This window comes from Yeosuana marina (assembly GCF_011762485.1).
In the GTDB taxonomy this organism is placed as follows: domain Bacteria; phylum Bacteroidota; class Bacteroidia; order Flavobacteriales; family Flavobacteriaceae; genus Yeosuana; species Yeosuana marina.
In genome coordinates this window covers 562,701-583,631 of sequence record NZ_JAAKGI010000003.1, presented here as the reverse complement: position 1 = coordinate 583,631, position 20,931 = coordinate 562,701, and the positions used below count along the sequence as shown (strand labels likewise).

The window sequence follows — 20,931 nt, the reverse complement described above, 5'->3', positions numbered from 1 at the left end:
TAGCGGGAACTGGACTCGAACCAGTGACCTTCGGGTTATGAGCCCGACGAGCTACCTACTGCTCTATCCCGCGATTTAATTATAAACTGATTTACTTAGCTTTTAACTTTCGGTTCATAATGCCGACCAAATCATTTCGGATTGCAAATATACAATCCTTTTTAATTTCTACAAGTATAAAATTAGAAAATATTATTGCTCAATGCTATCTGCTTGAAAATCTATCAATTCAGAATTACTAAATTTTAAAGTAATCTGAATTGGATTACAACACACTTCACAATCTTCAATATAATCTTGCTTAGAGATTGAATCATCCAACAACATAGATATGTTTTGCCAACAATGCGGACAAATAAAATGATGTTCATGCATACTTTTTTAAATAAAAAAATAGACAATATAATATATATTGTCTATTCAAAAGTAAATTGTTTTAACGATTTATTATTCTATTCTTTTTCAATATCCATAGTTGCTGTTGCACTATCCACCTGCAACTGCATCAACTTTGGTGGATTTTTCCCAGAAATACTTATATAATCTTCATTTAATTTATTATCACTTAACATAATTGTATTTAACTTTGTTAAACTCAAAAATTCTGTCGGAACATCACCTGTTAATTGATTTTTTGATAGTATTAACTCTTCCAAATCTTTTAGTTGAGCAAGTTCTACTGGAATTTGCCCTCCTAACTTATTATCAATTAAACTTAACTTATGTAATTGACTTAGAGATGCTATTTGACTTGGTATTGTACCCGTTAAAAAATTGCTTCCTAACAAAAGTTCTTTTAAATTGGTTAATCTCGTAAGTGCTACTGGAATCTGTCCAGTAAATTTATTACTATATAATTTTAAAGATTCTAGATTTTTTAATTCACCTAATTCACTAGGTATATTACCAACAAATCCGTTCATAAATAATTCTAAAGATGTTAACTCTTGTAAATTTTTAATAGAAGATGGTAATGTTCCGCTTAATTTATTAAACCCTAAATTAAGCTTTCTTAGGTTAACCAAATCTCCTATTGCCTCAGGTAAGGTTCCTTGGAGATTATTAAACTGAAGACTTAATTCTACAATTTTATTATCCTCTATTTTTACACCATACCAAGTGTACTCAGAGGACTTTAAATCCCATGTGGAATTCCATTGGGCGCCATTGGTTGAATTATACAAAGCAATTAAAGCTGCTTTTTCTTTTTGAGATACATTGGCAAAAGAAAATACTGATATAAAAAATAAGACAATTGTGTAGTTTAAGGTTTTCATAGTCGAATAAATTTGGGATTAATTCTCTTACGAAATTAGGCTAAATCAAGACTAAAACCCATTTTTTTCGATGAAATACGGTAAATTTTAACAAGTACTATTCGATGAACTGTAAGAACCAAAACAATAACTTAAATAAGGTAATTAATTGATTCTTAATATAAGATAATTTAAAAATTCACATTTAATAGCTCACCACAAATCTGAAGCATCTGCAATTCTGCTAACTTAGCTTCATATTTAGCTTGATTACGACTTAATTCAGAGTTTAACAAATTTAACTGAGCTTGTCTAAATTCGATAGAATTTACTTGACCCATTTTAAATTTTTCTTCGGTTCGATTAAAATTATTTTCAGAAGTAAAAATATTGTCTTCTCTAATTTTATAAATATTCAATTTGTTCTGATAATCGTCCCAAGCATTATTAAAATCTCGCTCCAAAGTAACTAGTAATTGCTCTTTCTGTAATTGTTGATTTTGTAGATTTATTTTAGCATTCTTAACTCTTGTGATGGTATTGCCTCCATCAAATAAATTCCAAGAAAGGTTTAAACCTCCGGAAAGACCTGTATTGGTTGAAACTGCTAAAAATGAAGCAGCATTGTTATTATTTCTATTCCAGCCATAACTTCCTGTTAAACCTATAGTAGGCAGATACGCCGACTTGCCCGACTTTATATCAAACCCGCTTATGTCAATATTTTTTTCAATTTGTAACAGTGCTGTATTTCTTGTTTTTGCTTTATTAAAAAGCTCTTGTTTATTATAAATAACATTAAATTCAATGGATGTAGTAACATCAAAATCATTACTTAAAATATTTCCAAAAACAACATTTAAATCACGTTTAGCATTTTTTAACTGCTGCTTGGAATTTATTAAATTAATGCTATCGTTATTAATATCAACTTCCGCATTTAAAACATCTAGTTTAGTATTTTGTCCATAATCAAACTGATACTGCGCCCGAAGCAACCTATCGTTTGAAATGGCTAAAGTTTGCTTTAAAGCAGCGGTATTCTCTGTTATTTGAGCTACATTATAATAAATAGTAAATAACTGAAAAACCGTATTTTCAATGGTTTCTCTAGCCTGAAGCTCACTTAAATGATATCCTTCTTTAAGTTGTTTGTAATTATAACTTCTGCCTAAACCATCAAACAAAGTGTAATTTAAATTCACTGATGCATTATAACGCGAACTTTCTGCCCCATTTAAAACAGTTATGTTTCCATTTGAAAATTCTGCTTCAGTATCGTCTATGTTATAGGTAGCTCCGGCATTTCCAGATACAGTTGGCAAAAATCCAGAATTTAAAACACTCGCATTGTTTTTTGCAAGTTCTTTTTGATTATCGGCCAGTTTAATACCGTAATTATTTTCTAAAGCCAAAGCTACAGCTTCATTTGGTGTTAACATCTGTTGAGAAAACACCTTAGAAACTACTAGCAATACGATTAAAAAAATAAATCTATTCTTCATTTCCTTCAATTTGTTCTTTTATGGCACGTTCAACCTCTTCTTTAGTCACTTCATTACCTGTTAGCAACCATTTTACATTTTTCTTAATACTATTACTAAAAGACATAAATACAGGCAACAGCAATAGTGTTAAAATGGTAGCATAAAAAATTCCGAATGAAATTGAAATAGCCATTGGTTTTAAAAATTGAGCTTGACGGCTTTTCTCTAATAATAATGGCGCTAATCCTGCAATGGTTGTTAAAGAGGTTAAAAAGATAGCTCTAAACCTAGATTTACCCGCATCTAAAAGTGCCTCGTCAAATTTCATTCCATCTTTTAAGTTGTTATTAAATTTTCCAATGAGCACCAAACCATCATTAACCATAATTCCGATTAAAGCAATAATACCTAATAACGATATAATATTAACAGGAAACCCTAATAACCAATGTCCCCAAGCTACAGCGGTTAAACTAAAAGGAACTAATAACAACAGTAAAATAGGTTGACTATAGCTTCTAAAAGTAAAAGCAATGGTAATATAGATAAGTAACAAAATAATACCACCAGCACTTTTTAAAGACCTTGAGAGTTTTGTAGCTTCTCTATTCTGACCTTCATAGGAGGCGGAAATGGTTGGATATTTAGATTGTAACTCTGGAATAAAAACCGTTCTTATATCTTCTAATATATCGGTTGCACTGCTATTTGGATCTTTTAAATCTGCAGACACCTGAATTTCGCGTTGCCCATCTAAATGGTTAATAGCAACATCTCCTCTTTCTATAACGTAGGTAGCAATATCTTTTAAAGTAACACGATCGCCAGATGGTGTTACAATTCGCATATCATCTAAATCATTGATTGACTCTCTATTACTTCTGTCATAACGAACCCAAACTCGTATTTCGTCTTGACCTCTTTGAAAACGTTGTGCTTGTACTCCAAAAAACCCAGCTCTTACCTGGTTCATAACAGTTCTTAAGTCTAAGCCTAATAAATAAGCATTTTCTTTTAATTGTAAACGAATTTCTTTAATGCCTGCAGGATCGTTATCTTCTATATCTTTTAATAACGGATTACGCTCTAAATAGGCTTTTAACTCTGTTTTTGCTGTCTTTAATTCTGAAATATTATTACTTAATAAGGATACAGAAACTGGGCTTCCACCAAAATTTCCTCCTGAACCAAAAATAAGACGTTCTGTTCCTATTACTGGTCCTACTAATTCTCTTAACCTGTTAGCAACTAATGAAGAATTGATAACATCTGGACGTTCTTCTCCTGGCAATAAGTTTAATTGCAATCGCGCACTTGAGCTACTATTTAAGGTTAAAATTGTATTCTCAAAAAGTTCCTTACCTGTTCCTTTTAAATATTTCTCAGTAAATTCTTTATTCACAATAAAAGATTTTTCTTCAATCATTGAAATAATAGAATCTGTAACCTTTACATTCGTTCCATTAGGCATATTTAGTTCTATCGAAACAGTATCACTTGCTATTGAAGGAAAAAGGGTTACGCCTATAACGCCTCCTCCAATGGCCCCAAATGTTAAAATCAATAATGAAACAAAAATTCCTAAGGATAATAGCTTAAATTTTAAAACAAACTCCAAAGTTGGGCTATAAACTTTATCACGTAAAAAGCGCATAAATCTATCCCCAATTTTGTTTATTTCCCGCATTTTAGCAAAAAACTGTTTAATCTTTGAAGGATGCTTTTCAATTTCTATTTTATGTAGTGCTTTTGAATGTGCTAAGTGAGCAGGCAGTATAATAAGAGCTTCTATTAATGAAACTGCAAGCGTTAGCATAACAATCACAGATACTTCGCTAAAAAACTCACCAATTCTACTTTCTAAAAAGAAAAATAATGAAAATGCCAATAACGTGGTAATAATAGCCGAAACAACGGGTGGAATTACCTCCATAGTCCCATCAATAGCAGCTTGAATAGGAGATTTTCCTTTTTCGTAATGTTGATAGATATTTTCACCAACCACAATACCATCATCGACCAAAATACCAACAACGATAATCATCCCAAAAAGAGATAACACATTAATAGTTACATCAAATTGTCCAGCAAAAATAAACATCCCTAAAAAGGAAATGGGTAAACCAAAAGCTACCCAAAAAGCAACTCTTGTATTCAGGAAAAGTGATAAGAAAAACAACACCAATAACATTCCTATAATAGCATTTTCGGCAAGCAATTGAGTACGCTGATTTAGGGTAACTGACAGATCTCTAACAACATCTAGATGAACATTATTATACTTTTGATTGTACTCTTCTATATATTTTTTTACGTTATCTGCCGAAGACATTAAGTCTTCACTATTGGTACTAGTAATCGTAATATTAACAGACAATTTCTGGTCAAAATAAGAAGCGTTTGGCGTCTCAGCAAATCGATCGCGAATAATGGCTACATCTTTTAACCTAACGGTTTTCCCATCATTAGACGCCTTTATAATGGTATTTGAAAGCTCATCGCCATAGTAGCTTTTATTGTTAGCCCGTATTAAATATTCTTCTGCATCAGTTTTTATATTACCTCCAGTAACTAAAATATTTGATAAACTAACAGCTTGAGCAACCTGATCAAAGGTTAAATTATAGGCCAGTAAACTAGTCTCGTTAACGGCAATCTCAATTTCCTCTTGTGGATAACCAGATAATTCTATTTGAGAAATACCGTCAATAGTTCGCAGATCGTTTTCAATTTGTCTAGCAATTTGTTTCAAGGTGGCTAGTGGAATATCTTTTCCACTTACCGCAAAAGAAATGGTTTGCCTCACCGCTTCTTGCTTTGCAACGATTAAGGGTTCCATACCTGTTGGAAAGGACGACACTCTATCAACTGCATTTTTTACCTCGAGAAGCATGAAGTCTATATTCTCTCCTTTTTGAATTTCAACAGTTATGGTTCCACTATTTTCTCTGGATACCGATGTAACTCTATCAACTCCTTTTAAACCCTTAAGGTTATCTTCTATTTGTAATACAATACCCTCTTCAATTTCTTGAGGAGACGCTCCAGGATAGGTTATATTGATATTGATTATTTTAGAATCGGTTAACGGAAAAAAGGACGATTTTAATGACAATAAACCTATAATCCCAAACGAGAAAAAAGCAATGATAAAAATGTTAACCGCAACATGATATCTAATAAAATACGTAATTAGTTTTCTCATATATTATTGGTTAGCATTAGCATCAAAAGGTTTTGCCAGCATACCTACATACGCACCTGGAACTGGTCGTTTAAGAATTATCGTTCCGTTTGGAACATCCTTTAAAACTACTTTAGTATCGGAAAAATAGACTGGAGTTACAGGAATTGTATTTAACATTCCTTTTGCCAATACAAATATTTGATTGTCTTCAAGTAATAAATTCCTATCAATTTCTATAGCATCTTTTACTATTTCTCCTTTTATATTGGCTTCTAAATATATTCCCTCTTTTAATTTAGGATTCTTAACATCAATATAAGTAGTAATTGTTTGTGTTGTTTTATCAATACTACCATTAACTCTTGAAATTTTTCCAGTATAAAAATTTGTTTTATCTAAATTATTTAGCCGTACTTCTTCTCCAACTTTTAGTAAACTGGCAAATGATTTACTAATTGCCACTTCCATTTCATACTGCGATGGATCTATAAACTCTCCTAATTTTTGACCATTTCTTACTAAGGTCCCCTCAGTTACCAATGCTTCTGTTAATATACCGGTAAATGGAGCTTTTATTGTGTATTTAGATAAACGTTGCTCTAGATTTTTTAAATTATAATAACTAGAAACGATACCACGTCCTGTTATAAAATAATTTTCTTTTTCAGAAGTTATTTCAGGTAGTTTTGGTGCAGTTTTACTTAAATCAAATGCATTAAGATACTGTTGCCATTTTTGATAAACTTCAGGAAAATCTAATCTTAAATCAGGCATAATAGCGGCTATGGCATTATATAAATTACTTTTGGCCGATTGAACAGTTGCGTAATATTCAGATGCATCTATACTAATTAAAGTTTGTCCTGCTTTATACATTTGCCCTGGTTTAAACAACACATTGCTTGTCTTAAAAACACCCTGAACTTCTGAGTAAATCTCAACACGACGTTTAGCCACCAAACTACCATTTCCTGGTATTTCTATCTGAATTTGACTATTTCTTACCGTATCTATAAACACTGTTTTTACCACTTTTTCAAGAATTGGTTTTGGTTTATTTTTACTGGCAATTAAAGATTTTGCAAAAAAAATGGAGGTAATAATTAATAAAACTCCAATAATTGAAAGTATAGTTTTTCTCATTAAAAATAATTTGATGGTATTGTGGACAAATTTAGCTAAAAGTAAGATAGAAATGTTAAAAAAGTTAAAATAGCACTATTTAATAGATTCTAAATCTATTTGAATATCTTCCCATTTTTCCATCAACTCTTGAAGGTCTGCCTTCTTTTTTTGGTAATCGTCAAAAAAATTAGGTTTTGAGGTCACTTCTTCATAATTAATTTCAAGTGACAAATCTATGTCTTTAATTTCCTTTTCTAGTTGATTAATTTTAGCTTCTACATTACTCAGCCTATTATTTAAAGACTTTAATTTTTTTTGATCCTCGTAAGACTGTTGCTTATTTTCTTTAGGAGTTTCCTTTACCACATTACGTTTTTCAACCTCTCTAAGGTTTAAAACATTTCGTTGTTCAAGATAAAAATCGATATCTCCTAAATACTCTTTAATCTTGTGGTCTTTAAACTCGTATACCTTGTTTGTTAGTCCCTGAAGAAAATCTCTATCATGTGACACCAAAATTAAAGTCCCTTCAAATTTAATAAGAGCTTCCTTTAAAACGTTTTTAGATTTTATATCTAAGTGATTTGTAGGCTCATCCATAATAAGGACATTTAGAGGCTGCAATAATAGTTTTGCCAGTGCCAAACGGTTTCGTTCTCCTCCAGACAAAACACGCACGTATTTATCCACCTCATCACCTCGAAACAAAAACGAACCCAATATATCTCTTACCTTACTTCTATTTGTTTCATTAGCAGCATCAATCATGGTATTTAAAACCGTTTTATTACCATCTAAATACTCTGCTTGATTTTGGGCAAAATATCCTATTTGCACATTATGGCCTAATTTTAAATGACCATCAAACTTTATGTCACCTACAATTATTTTTGCAAGAGTAGATTTACCCTGACCATTTTGACCAACAAAGGCTGTTTTACTATCGCGTTCTATTACAATATCAATATGCTTTAAAACTTGATTATCTCCATAGTTTTTTGAAATATCATGAGCCTCAACAACCACTTTACCTGGCGTAATAGACACTGGAAATTTAAGGGTCATAACACTATTATCGTCTTCATCTACTTCAATTCTATCAATTCTATCTAGCTTTTTGATAAGTGATTGTGCCATGGTAGCTTTGGATGCTTTGGCACGAAATTTTTCAATAAGCTTTTCTGTTTGTTCAATTTGTTTTTGTTGATTTTTTTGAGAAGCTAATTGCTGAACTTTGAGTTCTTCTCTTAGAACTAAATATTTTGAATACGGTTTTGGATAATCATAAATTCTACCTAATGAAATTTCTATAGTTCTATTGGTCACATTATCTAAAAACATTTTATCATGCGACACTATTACTACAGCACCTGAGTAGTTTTTTAAAAACCCTTCTAACCATATAATAGATTCTATATCTAAATGGTTTGTAGGCTCATCTAACAATAAAATATCATTGTTTTGAAGCAGCAGTTTTGCTAGCTCTATACGCATACGCCAACCGCCAGAAAACGTGTCTGTTAACTTTTCAAAATCCTTTCTTTGGAATCCTAAACCTTGAAGAATCTTTTCTGTTTCACCTTGATAATTATAACCTCCTAAAATTTCGTATTGATGATGATATTCGTTTACATCAACCATTAATTGATGATAGCCTTCGCTTTCGTAATCGGTTCGCTCAGCTAATTGTTCATTAACTTTTTCAACCTTAGCTTCAATTTCTTTTATTTCAGTAAAAGCTTCATAGGCTTCTTCTAGTACGGTTCTTCCTAAATCAAAATCAATATCTTGTTTTAAAAACCCTATTTTAAGTTCTTTATCGGTAGCTATTTGACCAGAATCTGGTTCTATTTCTTTTGATAAAATTTTAAGCATGGTTGATTTACCTGCCCCATTTTTACCAATTAAACCGACTCTATCGCCATTATCTAACTTAAAGGTAATATCCTCAAAAAGATAATCTCCTTGAAATGAAATTGATAAATTGTGAATGTTCATCATAGAAATGTAACTTATATTACAAAGGCTAACAATTTTAAACTTACTTTTGCCCTGTAAATGCGCATGCAAAAATACATTAATTTATATGTTAAAAAAAGGAACCTCATTATATAGCATTTTAACTGGAAAATGCCCAAAATGTCATGAAGAATCCATGTATACTTTTAAGAATCCGTATAATTTAGGAAATACTCTTAAAATAAATGAGCGTTGTTCAAAATGCCATACTAAATATCGACTAGAACCATCGTTCTTTTATGGCGCCATGTATGTAAGTTATGCCGTAGGTATTGCCTTTGCAGTAGCAGCATTCGTTATTGCTAATCTTATTTTTCAGGCAAATTTAAACATAACATTTATAGCCATTGTTTGTACGCTAGTCGTATTTATGCCTATTATTATGCGTCTTTCAAGAAATATTTGGATAAACATGTTTATTCATTACGACAAATCGGCATCAAAAAAACACTAAAACATATTACTCAAATCTAGCAATATTTATCTCCTCGTCTAAGGAGGTTCCATTCTCAATAAACTTAAAAAGTTGTGTTGCTACATATGGTCCTATCATAATGCCTCTTGTTCCTAAACCATTCAATATAAACATATTTTTGTGAGTTTTATGTTGACCAACCAAAGGACGCCTATCCTTAACAGTAGGCCGAACACCTGCAACATGATTAACCACCTCAAAGGAGCATGCTATTAAAGTTTTAAGCTTGCTTAACAATTCGTCTTTACCCTTTTTTGTTATGTTATTTGTGGTATCTTCCCAATTATAAGTTGCTCCAACCGTATATAAATGGTCTCCTAAAGGAATTAAAAACACTGGGCCCTTTAAAACAAAATCGATAGACAAATCTGGCGCAAAAATAGTAAGTAATTCCCCTTTAGTGGGTACTAATGGTAAGTTGTTAAAAAAAGGATTGATTTTAAGACCAAAGCCTTCTGCAAATACGATATGCTTTGCTTGTATGTTTTTATATTGAACTGAGTTCTCACTTACATTTATTTTATTATAATCAAAGTCGTTTTCAAAAAACATCTCCCTTTTCAATAAATACAACTTGTACGCTTCTATTAAACAGGGAACATCTATACGTCCTGTTTCTAATACTTCCCCAAAACCAAAGGGAGCTTGAATACATAGATTAGTGTTTTTAATCAATTGTACTGAAAGATATTCAGATAACGTTGACTTATCTGATGCAGCAAACCAATTATTCTGTTCTTCAAGTGAAGAAAATTTTCTAAATACAGGAATTTTATAATCTAGTTTTACATTGAATTCAGCTTCCAAACGCGCGTACATTTTCAAGGCTATCTCTAACTGTTCCTTACTCTTCCATACGGGCGTAAAACGCTTTAAAACAACTGGATTATATAAACCACCTGCAACAGCTGAAGATTGTTGCGATTTGTTATCAAAAACAATAAACGTCTTATCATGAACCCTAAGTTGCTCACAAAAACTAATGCCTGCCAGCCCGCAGCCTATAATGATATAATCTACTTCCATAACTATAGCGAATATACACAGAAATTAGATGTTTACTTTTGTAAAAACAAAAACGCCCACTTAAAAGTGAGCGTTTTACTTTGTTTATTAAATTGTGTGACTTAATAAGTCCACATATCAAGTTCAAAATCTCTAATTTTATCCTTGATTCTTTCAGATTCTAATAATTGCATTAATGCATTACGATTTACGTACTCATTAATTTTTCTGTCTCCCTGAACATTTTCTTCCTTGTAAATAACCCCATGAAAACGTCTTGCGTTTAAAATATGGTCATAAGAAAAAGGCATGCTACTGTTCTCGTTATTAAATGCTTTTGCTTCGTGTAACACGTTTCTAGCATCTGGTAAGAACACCCAAAAAAGTTCAACTAAATCGGGTTGGTCTGTATCAATGAAATTCACATCTGGAGCTACTGGTGCAATTCCTAATAATCTGTATTTCATTTCGGCTTGACGTTTATCAAAATACCAAAGGCCTTTAATACGGTATTCTTTGATATCTGCTGCTGTTATATCTCTTCTGTTGATATACTCAGCTGATAATTGTTCGCCAGCATTGATTTGTTCAATACCGAGCTCTGTTGTGTCAATTTTTACCAAAGCTGATTCAATATCTTTTAATGTACGCTTTGATGTAAAATAAGAATCATCATAAATGTTTTTTATATTACCATTTTCAATGTTCTTCATAAGCACATCGTATAAAGACCGTCTAGTCTTTCCAATGTTATTTGTGTCAATTGGATAATATAATGGAAAATTAACACGCTCATCTAGAACAACTTTTTCCCATACCATTTTTGAAAAAAGTATATCTCTATCATCAACATAACCATATTCTAGTGGTTTATCATTGTCAATAGCTTTTTGCGCATCTGTTCTAACTCCAATTTCCTCAGGACTTTTTGCATTAAGTATATTGGCTTGTGCAAATACACCTGAGACTGCAAAAACAGTAGTGACGGTAAGTAAAAAACTTTTCAATTTCATCTGTTTCGTATTTTAATTTATCAGAATCTTAATATAATTCTGTTCTAATTTGTAAGCTCAATAAATACTGGCGATACTTTTTTAAGTATAACACTAACACCTTGAGCTTTTGCTTCAATATCAAATATTTGAACTCCAGAACCACGTTTTGCTTTACTCAATGCTTGTTTTGCACGAGCATCTAACTTGCTTCCGTTAACTTGAATGGTAGGCTGTCCTGGGACTTTAAATTTGAATCCTGTAACACGTAATGGTAATTCAAAATCAAAATCATCAAACTTAGCTCCAATTGTAGAGATTTCAAGGCTATTACGTTGCATGCTTAATGATCCATCTTCACCTCTTACAGTTCCTGTTGGTTTAGGTAAATCTTTAATTCTGAAAACAGCATTATCACTTACTTTTTGTCCATCAGGTAATGTACCATTTACATTAATGGTAACTTCTCTACCTTTAATCATCGTAGCGTCCATGATATATTTACTACCACCGGCTCTACTTAATCCTTGTCCGCTAGCAACCACTTTATTATCTGAAACTCCTGCAAACGAAATGGTCATTGGGTTTTTAACACCACGATATACCACATTCATTTTATCGGCAGAAATAGTTGCTGCATTAGGTTTAGGAACAGTAGCAAATGACTGTTGTACAGGAACTTCAACTTCTTTTCCATCTTGAGCAAAAATTAATTTACCTCCAATTTTATGTTCGCCTGCTGAACCAGCATTTACTTTTAACTTAACTTTACCACCTTCGATAGTAAAATCTTTTTCTTCAACCAGTTTTCTTCCGTCTAAAGTTAATTCTACTCTATTAGGTTTTGTACTAGCGTCTGTTCTTCCTAACACAATCTCTCCATCAAATTGCTCTCCATTAAAGTAAGCAGATTTAGATGTTTCTAATAAGGTTGTATAGTTTGTCATAGACACTTCACTAGTCAATGTTCCTTTTAACATTGTAGACATTACTTCAGATTCTGTTGTTTTAATATCAGATTGAAGTTGGGTCATTTTTGTTAGCGAAGCCACTAATGGAAATCCTTTGAAATTAAGATCTAACCAATTAACTTTTCCAGCACCTCTTTTTTGATCGTCTGTATTAAATTTCTTTTGTACATCTTTAATAACATTTTCCATTTCTGGATTATCTTTTAACACTTCTGCAACGCCATCTCTAAAAGTTTTCATTTGGGCTAAAAACTCCTTACCATCTGGCTTGATAATATCGCCTTTAAAAAAGTGCTCGTCTAAATAATCGCCTTTATCCATGATCTCATAATCTGTAGGATCATCAATCTTAGCAGTCATCTTACTTTTTAAATCTTCTAAGTAAGTATTAAAGTTATTTGCTAGTCCTTTAATTTTACTAGCTTTAACTTTTAACAACTCGTATTTTTCTGGTTGTTCACTTGCTTTTTGGTCTAAACCTGCTAGAAAAGCAGCATTACGTTCTGATGCAGCTTCATTAGACTCGGTTAGCCTTTCGTTCATTATTCCAAATGCTGAAAGCACTTCTTTTGACATATTTAATGCTAGCATAGCTATAAATATTAAATACATCAAGTTAATCATTTTCTGTCTGGGTGATAAATTTCCTCCTGCCATGTCTAATTAGGTTTTTGGTTAATTAAAATTTGGGTAAAAACCATAATTAGTTTTTATTCATTGCAGAAAGCATACCGCCGTACACTCCATTTAATGATGATAAATTGGATGCTAATGATTGCATTTGTTCTTTAAGTTTAGAGGCATTCTCTACAGACTCTTCATTAATAGCTGCTTGACGATTAATACTTTCTAATTGTACTTTATACAAACTATTTAAAGATTCCATTTGTGCAGCCGCTAACGATAATTCTTCACCATATTTTTTAGTAGCTTCAATAGAATTTACTGTTGGTGCCATGCTTTTGGCAACACCTTCAAAGTTTTTGATGCTATCTCCCAAACTTGCCATTAACTCGCCATCAATTTTTGCGTCTTTTAATAACTCATCTAATTTTTTTGATAGTATACCTTGTGCTTCTTTTGATTCTTTCTTATTGCTAGTAGATTCTCCCCCAGCTAATTCTGGATAAACTAATGACCAATCTAATTCACTGTCGACTGGTTCAAATGCTGAGATAGCAAAAATAATTGCTTCTGTTACCAGACCTAAAGTTAACATAACGTTACCTGTTAAAGGTCCAATTTCAAAATGGATGATTTTAAATAGTGCTCCAACGATTACAATTGATGCTCCTAATCCATAAGCTAAATTCATAAACTTTTTACTTGCTCTTGACTGTGCCATAATTTTCGGTTTTTAATTTAAGTAAAATACTTAAGTAGGTTAATTAATAGTATTAAATTTGTTGTTATTTATTATTTTTATTTTGTGTTTTTTGTTACTTGTGTCCCCATGTAATCTTGCACTGTTCTAAATCCTATGTAGCATCTTGCTGAGTCTGCATACTCATAATCCCTTGAGCTAACTTGTAAAAAGTAAGCCACATCTTTCCAAGATCCTCCACGAACTACTTTACGTTGATTTTCATTCTCGTTTAAACTTGGATTTACTGTTGAAACGTAATCATAAGATGATGGATCGTAGGATGCATTCACCCATTCGGAAACATTCCCTGCCATATTATAAAGATTATAATCATTTGGTTCATAAGATTTTGCTTCAACCGTATACAATGCTTGATCTGCCGCATAATCTCCTCTTACAGGTTTAAAGTTTGCCATAAAGCAACCGCGATCGCTTTTGGTATAAAAATCTCCCCAAGGATAAGTTGCTGCTTGCAAACCTCCTCTTGCCGCATATTCCCATTCTGCTTCAGATGGTAACCTAAAAGAGTTAACTAATTGGGCTCCTTTTCTCGATTTTTGATAGGAGTTCTTATATAAAGTTCTCCATTGACAAAATGCTTTGGCTTGTTTCCAAGTGACGCCTACTACAGGATAATCACTGTAAGCCTCATGCCAGAAGTAATCATTATGCATAGGTTCATTATATGAATAAGCGAAATCTCGTATCCATGTAGTTGTATCTGGATACACTTCTATTTGCTCTTTAACTATAACGTCTTTACGCTTTAAATTTCTATTTTTAGCCGCTTTTTGAATATCCATATAGGTATATTGGAATTGGAATTTTTTAACATCCCAAGTTCGCTGACCATTATATGATTCTTCAAGAGGCAGATACATGGTATCCATAACCTCTGTATAGTATTCGTCTGGATAATCTTCAGTATCGTAAATTAAATCAACATCTTTATTTAATTTTCTTCCTTCGTATCCTGTTGGTCCTAATCCTGTATAGTTTTCAAACATATACTTTTCATAGACAGACATATTGGCCGTATCTGCATCTTTAAAAGCAAACTCTCCAATTCCTCCATCATCTGGAACTTTACCAACTTCATCTGCTAGGATAGCTAGTTTAGTTCTAACAATAGAGTCTCTCACCCAATTCACAAATTGACGATACTCACTATTTGTGATTTCAGTCTCATCCATATAAAAGGCCCTAACTGTAACTGTTTTAGCTGGCGCATCATGCACACCTGCCAAATCATCATCGGCTTTACCCATAATAAAAGCACCGCCTGGAACTAATTCCATTCCATAAGGCTTTTCTGGATGCCATTTTTTTCCTTTAACACCAACCAATTCGCCTCTATCGTTTTTAGAGCCACAACTAGCAAGTAATGTTAATAATACTGTTGATAAAATAAACTTCTTCATATCCATAGAAACTCGAGGTTAATTATTTATGCTATAATTTGAGAGCGTAAACATATTTATATATTTTTTAAAAAACAACTTTTTTCGTAAAAAAAATACATTTCATCGTAAAAAAAATACGTTTTACCGATGAAATTCCGTTTTTACAGCCTTTCCCAATTAAATACTATTCTTTTGAAAAGCTTTATACCAACGGTCTGGAACTGTATTATTACACGCATCTAAATAATCTTGATGCATGCAAGGTAATAACGTATGTCTCTTTAATTTAGTATTGACTTCAGTTAAAAAAGGTATCTCAATCCACCATCTTCCAGTTTTGTTACTCTTATAAAAGATTAGCTCTTGATCATCAACTAATGTAATGTACTTTTGATAGTTGTCTTCATCTTTGAAACTATCATCTTTCACCCTATAATTTAAACCTTCAATAAAATACCAAATCATTTGTGCTACAAGCATCGATGTAATCTCATCATCTTTTGAAGGCTTATATTCGTAAATCCCGAAAGAGGATACCTTATTACTTATACCTGCATATCTAGCTATAGCGCAAATCTCTTTCCCATCAAAACCATTTGGTGAATACTTTTGATTTAAACTAACTTCTGAACTTTTAACGGAATTTAAATCAACACTTACAATATTAGCATCTCTTAAAACAGGTTCTACAATAGTAATATCTTTTGAAACTTGTCCTAAACGATACGATTCAAAGTAAAGTTTATCCATTAAATCTATTTCTTCTTGAGAATTAAAATAAGTTTGATAGCCAATTGTAGCGTAATTAAATAAGTTATAAGGCTTATCTAATATTATTTTTCCAACAAAACTATTGTTCTTTATTGGTCTTGTTGAATCACCTAAATCAAACTTACCATCTACATTAACAATATTAACCATCGGAATTAAAGAGTCATACGCTCTATAATTAGCATAGGTTAAATCTTGAGTACCTCCGATTATAATAGGTATAATTTGCTTTTGAATTAAAATAGAAATCGTTGTCTTTAACGCAAAATAGGTATCTTCAACGGTTTCTCCTTTATTTATATCACCTAAATCTGCAATAACTGTATTCCAGCTTCCTGGAAATAATGAATAGAATGCTTTTCTAATGTCGTTTAACTGAAATTCTTCTCCTATATAATTATGGTCATTCCTGTTTTCAAGAACTCCAATTAGTACAACATTAACATCTTCAAGATCTGGAATTCCTTTTTGTTTTGAATGAATTCGCAATTTCCTTCCTAGTGCTTGTTGTGATAAAAGCTCGTTATGAGCTAAAACCAAATCTGATACGGGAGACAGAAAATTAAAGTTCATAAATTATTTCTTTTTAGCTGACGCTTTTTTCTTTACTACCTTTTTCTTAGCAGTCTTTTTCTTGGGTGCTTTTTGCTCAATAAGTGCTAACGCTTTTTCTAATGTCATTTTAGATACGTCAACCGATTTATCTAATTCAATCTTCGTTTTTCCTTTAATGATATGATGTCTTCCCCAACGTGCCTTTTCAACACGTACACCTTCTTCTTCCCAGTTATGAACTACCTTATCAATCTCTTTTTGAATTTTCGCCTCAATAAGTTCAACAATATCATCTTCTGATAAATTATCCCAATCATATTTATTATTCACATTAATAAACATGTTGTTCCATTTTATAAAAGGCCCGAAACGCCCTTTTCCTTTTTGAACAGGCTTATCCTTGTATATATAAATAGGAGCATCGGCTTCTTCTTTTTCCTTTATTAAAACAACAGCGTCATCAAGCTCTACACTTAATGGGTCAACACCCTTTGGAAGCGATACAAACTTTTTACCAAATTTCACATACGGACCAAAACGTCCATTGTTAACCTCTACTTCTTCTCCTTTATACTCACCTAAATTTTTAGGAAGCTGGAATAAATCCATAGCGTCTTCATAAGTTATAGTGTTTAACTGCTGATCTGGAGATAAACTCGCAAATTGAGGCTTTTCTTCGTCATCAACGGTACCTATTTGAACCATTGGTCCAAACTTCCCTAAACGAACACTAACTTGCTTTCCTGTTTTTGGATCTTTACCAAGAATACGTTCTCCTGATTCTCTTTCGGCATTTTCTTGAACATCTTCAACTTGTGGATGAAACTCTTTATAGAAGTTTTTCATCATTTTTGTCCAATCTTCTTTTCCTTCGGCAATATCATCAAAATCTTCTTCAACTTTGGCGGTAAAATTATAATCTAAAATATGTTCAAAGTGATTCACTAAAAAGTCCGTTACAATCATACCAATATCTGTTGGTACGAGTTTACCTTTATCGGAACCTACTTTTTCACTAAGCACCTTTTCTTTTACATTACCTTTCTTTAAGGTAAGCTGTGCATATTCTCTTTTTACACCATCAACGGCTCCTTTTTCAACATAATTTCTGTTTTGAATTGTTGAAATAGTTGGCGCATACGTTGATGGACGACCAATACCTAACTCCTCTAACTTTTTAACCAAGGACGCTTCTGTATATCTTGCTGGTGGGCGGGTATAACGCTCAGTAGCTGTAATATAATTGTTCAGCAAATTTTCATTAGTTTTCATTGCCGGCAACATACCTTCTTGCTCAACATCTTCATCATCAGTTCCTTCTAAATAGACTTTTAAAAATCCATCAAAAGTAATGACTTCCCCATTTGCTGTAAACAATTCTTTATGTGTCGATGCACTAATTTTTACATTGGTACGCTCTAACTCTGCTTCGCTCATTTGCGACGCTATGGAACGTTTCCAAATTAAATCATATAAACGCGATTGATCTCTATCGATATCAACAGAATGTAAAGAAAAATCTGTTGGACGAATCGCCTCATGCGCTTCTTGTGCTCCTTTTGCTTTACCCGTATAATTCCTTGGCTTGCTATATTTTGAACCAAATGCACTTTCAATTTCCTTTTGGGCTCCTTTTCTTGCTTCATCAGATAGATTCACACTATCGGTTCTCATATAAGTAATTAAACCCGCTTCATAAAGGCGCTGGGCCATCGTCATGGTTTTACTTACCGAAAAAAACAATTTTCTAGAAGCCTCTTGTTGCAAGGTGGAGGTTGTAAAGGGTGCTGCGGGTGACTTTTTCGCTGGTTTCTTTTCTAAATCTGCGACTTTAAAAGTTGCCGATGCATTTTTTTCTAAAAATTTTTGAGCGTCTTCTTTAGTTGAAAAGTTCTTTGGAAGTTTCGCCTTAAAAAGTTGTCCGTTTTCATTTGAAAACTCCGCATCAATCCTGTACGACGCTTCAGGCGTAAATCCTTGAATTTCTCTTTCTTTTTCAACAATTAATCTGACAGAAACAGATTGAACACGTCCTGCAGACAATCCGCCTTTTACTTTTCTCCACAATACTGGAGACAACTCATAACCTACAATTCTATCTAAAACTCTTCGTGCTTGTTGAGCGTCCACTAGATGATAATCAATATCTCTTGGATTTTCAATAGCCTTTTGAATAGCTGATTTAGTAATTTCATGAAAAACGATACGCTTGGTTTTTGATTTATCCAATTTTAAGTTTTCCGCCAAATGCCAAGCAATAGCCTCTCCCTCTCTATCCTCATCACTTGCTAACCAAACCATATCGGAATTTTTAGCTAGCTCTCTGAGTTTTTTAACCACTGCTTTTTTGTCTCTTGAAACTTCATACTTGGGTTTAAAATCACCATCAACATCAACACCTAATTCCTTAGAAGGAAGATCGGATATATGTCCAAAACTTGATTCTACCTTAAAATCTTTTCCTAAAAATTTTTCAATAGTTTTTGCCTTTGCTGGTGACTCTACAATTACTAAATTCTTCGCCATACGTCTATTTTTGAAGGTACAAATGTATATGAAAAAAAGTTTATCTGCCTAATTTTACTGATTATCTGTTTTCTATATACAGAAAAAAGCCCGCCTTTTTGTTATGAAAAGCAAGCTTTTATATATTTAAATTCGATAATTACTCAACTGTATTTCCTATTTCATCAATTACATGTTCTTCATCAAATCCTATAACATCTTTATATATTAAATAGGTAGGGTGATACACAAATGCCACGGTAAATAAAATACCTATTCCACACATTAACAAGCCAACAATTTCTGCGAGCAAACCAGAAACAAATAGCAGACCAAAAGTTAATAACCATTTTTTATTTCCAAGTTTAAAACTTGCTTTTACAATTTCACCTGTAGTTAGCTCTGGATTAAATGCAAATATTACATTTAAAAAAGACAACGGTACCATGACATAAAATATAGGAAAGTAGCATAACATCAATGCTAGAATACTAATTCCAAATGATGCTAACATGATTATAAAGGTTTTAGAAAAATATTTGGCCTTAAAAAAATAAAAAATATCTGATGTTTTCGTTGGTTCATTATAGTCTAGTTTTTTTATCACTCTAAAAAAACCTGCTTCTAATGCAAACGAAATAGCACTTAGTGCAAATATCGCAATTATTACAAAAATGATATATAGAATGGACATTCCTGTAAAAAATTGAGAAATTGCGCTAGAGCCTGAATATCCATCTTCCGATTGCGCGATCATCATTCCTATAAAAGGCAGATAAAGAGCAAGAATTAAAGGCAACATAACAAGTATGGAAATTAATACGAATAAAAATCCTTGAAGCCATGTTTTTTTAAATAGTTCAAAAGAATTACTAAAAATAGTTCCGAAATCTAAATCTTTCGAATTACTTATTTTATTTAAGAGTGTATTGATATCTTTCATTGGTATCTATTTAAATATTAGTTATGATCTATCAGATGTTATTTACAATTACATATATTGTTTTGAAATTAAGAACTACAAGATTCTTTTTGTTATTTAAAATTATTCCATCCCTATTTGGTCTATCTCGCTAACATTATCAAAACCTACCACCTCTTTATAAATTAAAAAAGCCGGTAGATATACAATCGATATAGTTACAAAAACTCCAATAAAACAAGCTATAACACCTAGCATTCCTAGTATTCCTGCTATAAACATAGTCCCAAAACTTATAAGCCATTTTTTATTTCCTAAGGCAAAACTAACTTTTACAATATCCATTTCACTTAACTGCGGGTTATCAGCTAAAACTACAGCAAAGTAAGATAGCGGTACAAACGCGTATATATAGGGAATAAAAAACAAAAGTTGAGCAACTGTGGCTATTGCTGTGTAAATAATAGCCAACATCAACACCTTAGTAAAATACCCATTTTTAAAAAAATAAAAATAATCATCCTCTTCATTTTTTTCTGTAACCATTTGATAGCATATTCTATAAAAGGCTCCTACAAAAGCAAGAGTTAACGCGCTAACTATAATGGTTTGCGGGATACTATAAATAGCATTTAATGAATAAAAACTAGTAAAAGTCTTCCAGGTAATACCATCAGTAAAAATACTCGCATCTGTTTTAGGAACAAGACCAATTACTGTAAACAATACACTAATACAAACTGCAGAAATAGCAATAAGCAAAACAACTAAAAGTCCTTTTGTCCATACTTGTTTAAACATCTCAATAGTTTCAGTAATAATGGTACCAAAATCCAAACTTTTGGCGTTGTTTATTTTACTTTGTAACTCTTCTATGCTATTCATTATTTTA

Annotated in this window: 16 protein-coding genes and 1 tRNA gene; 1 reads left to right on the top strand and 16 read right to left on the bottom strand. The window is 32.2% G+C overall.

Translation table 11 applies throughout. The annotated features are described in order from the left end of the window. From G5V56_RS07110 to G5V56_RS07080, 7 genes are all read right to left on the bottom strand, one after another. A tRNA-Met gene (locus G5V56_RS07110) sits at nucleotides 1–73 on the bottom strand. Nucleotides 74–192: 119 nt separating this feature from the next. Then, nucleotides 193–375 carry a CPXCG motif-containing cysteine-rich protein gene (locus tag G5V56_RS07105; RefSeq protein WP_166963271.1) on the bottom strand — a complete coding sequence of 61 codons (183 nt, stop codon included), beginning with the start codon at nucleotides 373–375 and terminating at the stop codon, nucleotides 193–195. A gap of 77 nt (nucleotides 376–452) precedes the next feature. After that, nucleotides 453–1,277 carry a Two component regulator three Y domain protein gene (locus G5V56_RS07100; RefSeq protein WP_166963270.1) on the bottom strand — a complete coding sequence of 275 codons (825 nt, stop codon included), beginning with the start codon at nucleotides 1,275–1,277 and terminating at the stop codon, nucleotides 453–455. Between the two features lie 170 nt (nucleotides 1,278–1,447). Then, nucleotides 1,448–2,761 carry a TolC family protein gene (locus G5V56_RS07095; RefSeq protein WP_166963269.1) on the bottom strand — a complete coding sequence of 438 codons (1,314 nt, stop codon included), beginning with the start codon at nucleotides 2,759–2,761 and terminating at the stop codon, nucleotides 1,448–1,450. Further along, nucleotides 2,751–5,948, bottom strand: a complete 3,198-nt coding sequence (locus tag G5V56_RS07090; RefSeq protein ID WP_166963268.1) for an efflux RND transporter permease subunit — start codon at nucleotides 5,946–5,948, stop codon at nucleotides 2,751–2,753. The genes G5V56_RS07095 and G5V56_RS07090 overlap by 11 nt, the downstream gene beginning before the upstream one ends. Before the next feature lie 3 nt (nucleotides 5,949–5,951). Next, nucleotides 5,952–7,073, bottom strand: coding sequence for an efflux RND transporter periplasmic adaptor subunit (locus tag G5V56_RS07085; RefSeq protein WP_166963267.1), 1,122 nt, complete (start codon nucleotides 7,071–7,073; stop codon nucleotides 5,952–5,954). Between the two features lie 75 nt (nucleotides 7,074–7,148). Further along, nucleotides 7,149–9,056 carry an ABC-F family ATP-binding cassette domain-containing protein gene (locus G5V56_RS07080; RefSeq protein ID WP_166963265.1) on the bottom strand — a complete coding sequence of 636 codons (1,908 nt, stop codon included), beginning with the start codon at nucleotides 9,054–9,056 and terminating at the stop codon, nucleotides 7,149–7,151. Nucleotides 9,057–9,141: 85 nt separating this feature from the next. On the opposite strand from G5V56_RS07080, the gene G5V56_RS07075 reads away from it, so the two are divergent. Next, nucleotides 9,142–9,528 (top strand): DUF983 domain-containing protein, encoded by a 387-nt coding sequence (locus G5V56_RS07075; RefSeq protein WP_166963263.1) that lies wholly within the window; start codon nucleotides 9,142–9,144, stop codon nucleotides 9,526–9,528. Between the two features lie 6 nt (nucleotides 9,529–9,534). Here the strand turns inward: G5V56_RS07075 and G5V56_RS07070 are convergent, their stop codons facing one another. The 9 genes from G5V56_RS07070 to G5V56_RS07030 all read right to left on the bottom strand — a co-directional run bounded on the left by G5V56_RS07070 (nucleotide 9,535) and on the right by G5V56_RS07030 (nucleotide 20,924). Beyond that, a complete protein-coding gene (locus G5V56_RS07070) occupies nucleotides 9,535–10,575 on the bottom strand; it encodes an NAD(P)/FAD-dependent oxidoreductase (RefSeq protein ID WP_166963261.1) in 1,041 nt (346 codons plus the stop codon). Nucleotides 10,576–10,676: 101 nt separating this feature from the next. Further along, nucleotides 10,677–11,567 (bottom strand): type IX secretion system ring subunit PorN/GldN, encoded by an 891-nt coding sequence (porN, locus tag G5V56_RS07065; RefSeq protein WP_166963259.1) that lies wholly within the window; start codon nucleotides 11,565–11,567, stop codon nucleotides 10,677–10,679. 44 nt (nucleotides 11,568–11,611) lie between these two features. After that, nucleotides 11,612–13,174, bottom strand: a complete 1,563-nt coding sequence (porM, locus tag G5V56_RS07060; RefSeq protein WP_166963257.1) for a type IX secretion system motor protein PorM/GldM — start codon at nucleotides 13,172–13,174, stop codon at nucleotides 11,612–11,614. A 46-nt stretch (nucleotides 13,175–13,220) separates the two neighbouring features. Then, the gene (gene porL / locus G5V56_RS07055; protein WP_166963255.1) at nucleotides 13,221–13,862 is read right to left on the bottom strand and encodes a type IX secretion system motor protein PorL/GldL; all 642 of its coding nucleotides are present in this window, start codon (nucleotides 13,860–13,862) and stop codon (nucleotides 13,221–13,223) included. A gap of 77 nt (nucleotides 13,863–13,939) precedes the next feature. Further along, the gene (gene porK / locus G5V56_RS07050) at nucleotides 13,940–15,304 is read right to left on the bottom strand and encodes a T9SS ring complex lipoprotein PorK/GldK (RefSeq protein ID WP_166963337.1); all 1,365 of its coding nucleotides are present in this window, start codon (nucleotides 15,302–15,304) and stop codon (nucleotides 13,940–13,942) included. Between the two features lie 159 nt (nucleotides 15,305–15,463). After that, entirely contained in the window at nucleotides 15,464–16,630 is a 1,167-nt protein-coding gene (locus G5V56_RS07045) for a formimidoylglutamase (RefSeq protein ID WP_166963253.1), read from the bottom strand. 3 nt (nucleotides 16,631–16,633) lie between these two features. Next, nucleotides 16,634–19,138 carry a type I DNA topoisomerase gene (topA, locus tag G5V56_RS07040; protein WP_166963251.1) on the bottom strand — a complete coding sequence of 835 codons (2,505 nt, stop codon included), beginning with the start codon at nucleotides 19,136–19,138 and terminating at the stop codon, nucleotides 16,634–16,636. Between the two features lie 139 nt (nucleotides 19,139–19,277). Then, the gene (locus tag G5V56_RS07035; RefSeq protein ID WP_166963249.1) at nucleotides 19,278–20,060 is read right to left on the bottom strand and encodes a hypothetical protein; all 783 of its coding nucleotides are present in this window, start codon (nucleotides 20,058–20,060) and stop codon (nucleotides 19,278–19,280) included. Nucleotides 20,061–20,162: 102 nt separating this feature from the next. Continuing rightward, nucleotides 20,163–20,924 (bottom strand): hypothetical protein, encoded by a 762-nt coding sequence (locus G5V56_RS07030; RefSeq protein ID WP_166963247.1) that lies wholly within the window; start codon nucleotides 20,922–20,924, stop codon nucleotides 20,163–20,165. Between the last annotated feature and the right edge of the window lie 7 nt (nucleotides 20,925–20,931).

What these genes read in the sequence shown, in the direction of transcription:
- topA (WP_166963251.1), bottom strand. Translation starts at nt 19,138, where the DNA reads ATGGCGAAGAATTTAGTAATTGTAGAGTCACCAGCAAAGGCAAAAACT.
- porN (WP_166963259.1), bottom strand. Translation starts at nt 11,567, where the DNA reads ATGAAATTGAAAAGTTTTTTACTTACCGTCACTACTGTTTTTGCAGTC.
- G5V56_RS07100 (WP_166963270.1), bottom strand. Translation starts at nt 1,277, where the DNA reads ATGAAAACCTTAAACTACACAATTGTCTTATTTTTTATATCAGTATTT.
- G5V56_RS07030 (WP_166963247.1), bottom strand. Translation starts at nt 20,924, where the DNA reads ATGAATAGCATAGAAGAGTTACAAAGTAAAATAAACAACGCCAAAAGT.
- G5V56_RS07035 (WP_166963249.1), bottom strand. Translation starts at nt 20,060, where the DNA reads ATGAAAGATATCAATACACTCTTAAATAAAATAAGTAATTCGAAAGAT.
- G5V56_RS07085 (WP_166963267.1), bottom strand. Translation starts at nt 7,073, where the DNA reads ATGAGAAAAACTATACTTTCAATTATTGGAGTTTTATTAATTATTACC.
- G5V56_RS07070 (WP_166963261.1), bottom strand. Translation starts at nt 10,575, where the DNA reads ATGGAAGTAGATTATATCATTATAGGCTGCGGGCTGGCAGGCATTAGT.
- G5V56_RS07080 (WP_166963265.1), bottom strand. Translation starts at nt 9,056, where the DNA reads ATGATGAACATTCACAATTTATCAATTTCATTTCAAGGAGATTATCTT.
- G5V56_RS07075 (WP_166963263.1), top strand. Translation starts at nt 9,142, where the DNA reads ATGTTAAAAAAAGGAACCTCATTATATAGCATTTTAACTGGAAAATGC.
- porM (WP_166963257.1), bottom strand. Translation starts at nt 13,174, where the DNA reads ATGGCAGGAGGAAATTTATCACCCAGACAGAAAATGATTAACTTGATG.
- porL (WP_166963255.1), bottom strand. Translation starts at nt 13,862, where the DNA reads ATGGCACAGTCAAGAGCAAGTAAAAAGTTTATGAATTTAGCTTATGGA.
- G5V56_RS07105 (WP_166963271.1), bottom strand. Translation starts at nt 375, where the DNA reads ATGCATGAACATCATTTTATTTGTCCGCATTGTTGGCAAAACATATCT.
- G5V56_RS07090 (WP_166963268.1), bottom strand. Translation starts at nt 5,948, where the DNA reads ATGAGAAAACTAATTACGTATTTTATTAGATATCATGTTGCGGTTAAC.
- G5V56_RS07045 (WP_166963253.1), bottom strand. Translation starts at nt 16,630, where the DNA reads ATGAACTTTAATTTTCTGTCTCCCGTATCAGATTTGGTTTTAGCTCAT.
- G5V56_RS07095 (WP_166963269.1), bottom strand. Translation starts at nt 2,761, where the DNA reads ATGAAGAATAGATTTATTTTTTTAATCGTATTGCTAGTAGTTTCTAAG.
- porK (WP_166963337.1), bottom strand. Translation starts at nt 15,304, where the DNA reads ATGAAGAAGTTTATTTTATCAACAGTATTATTAACATTACTTGCTAGT.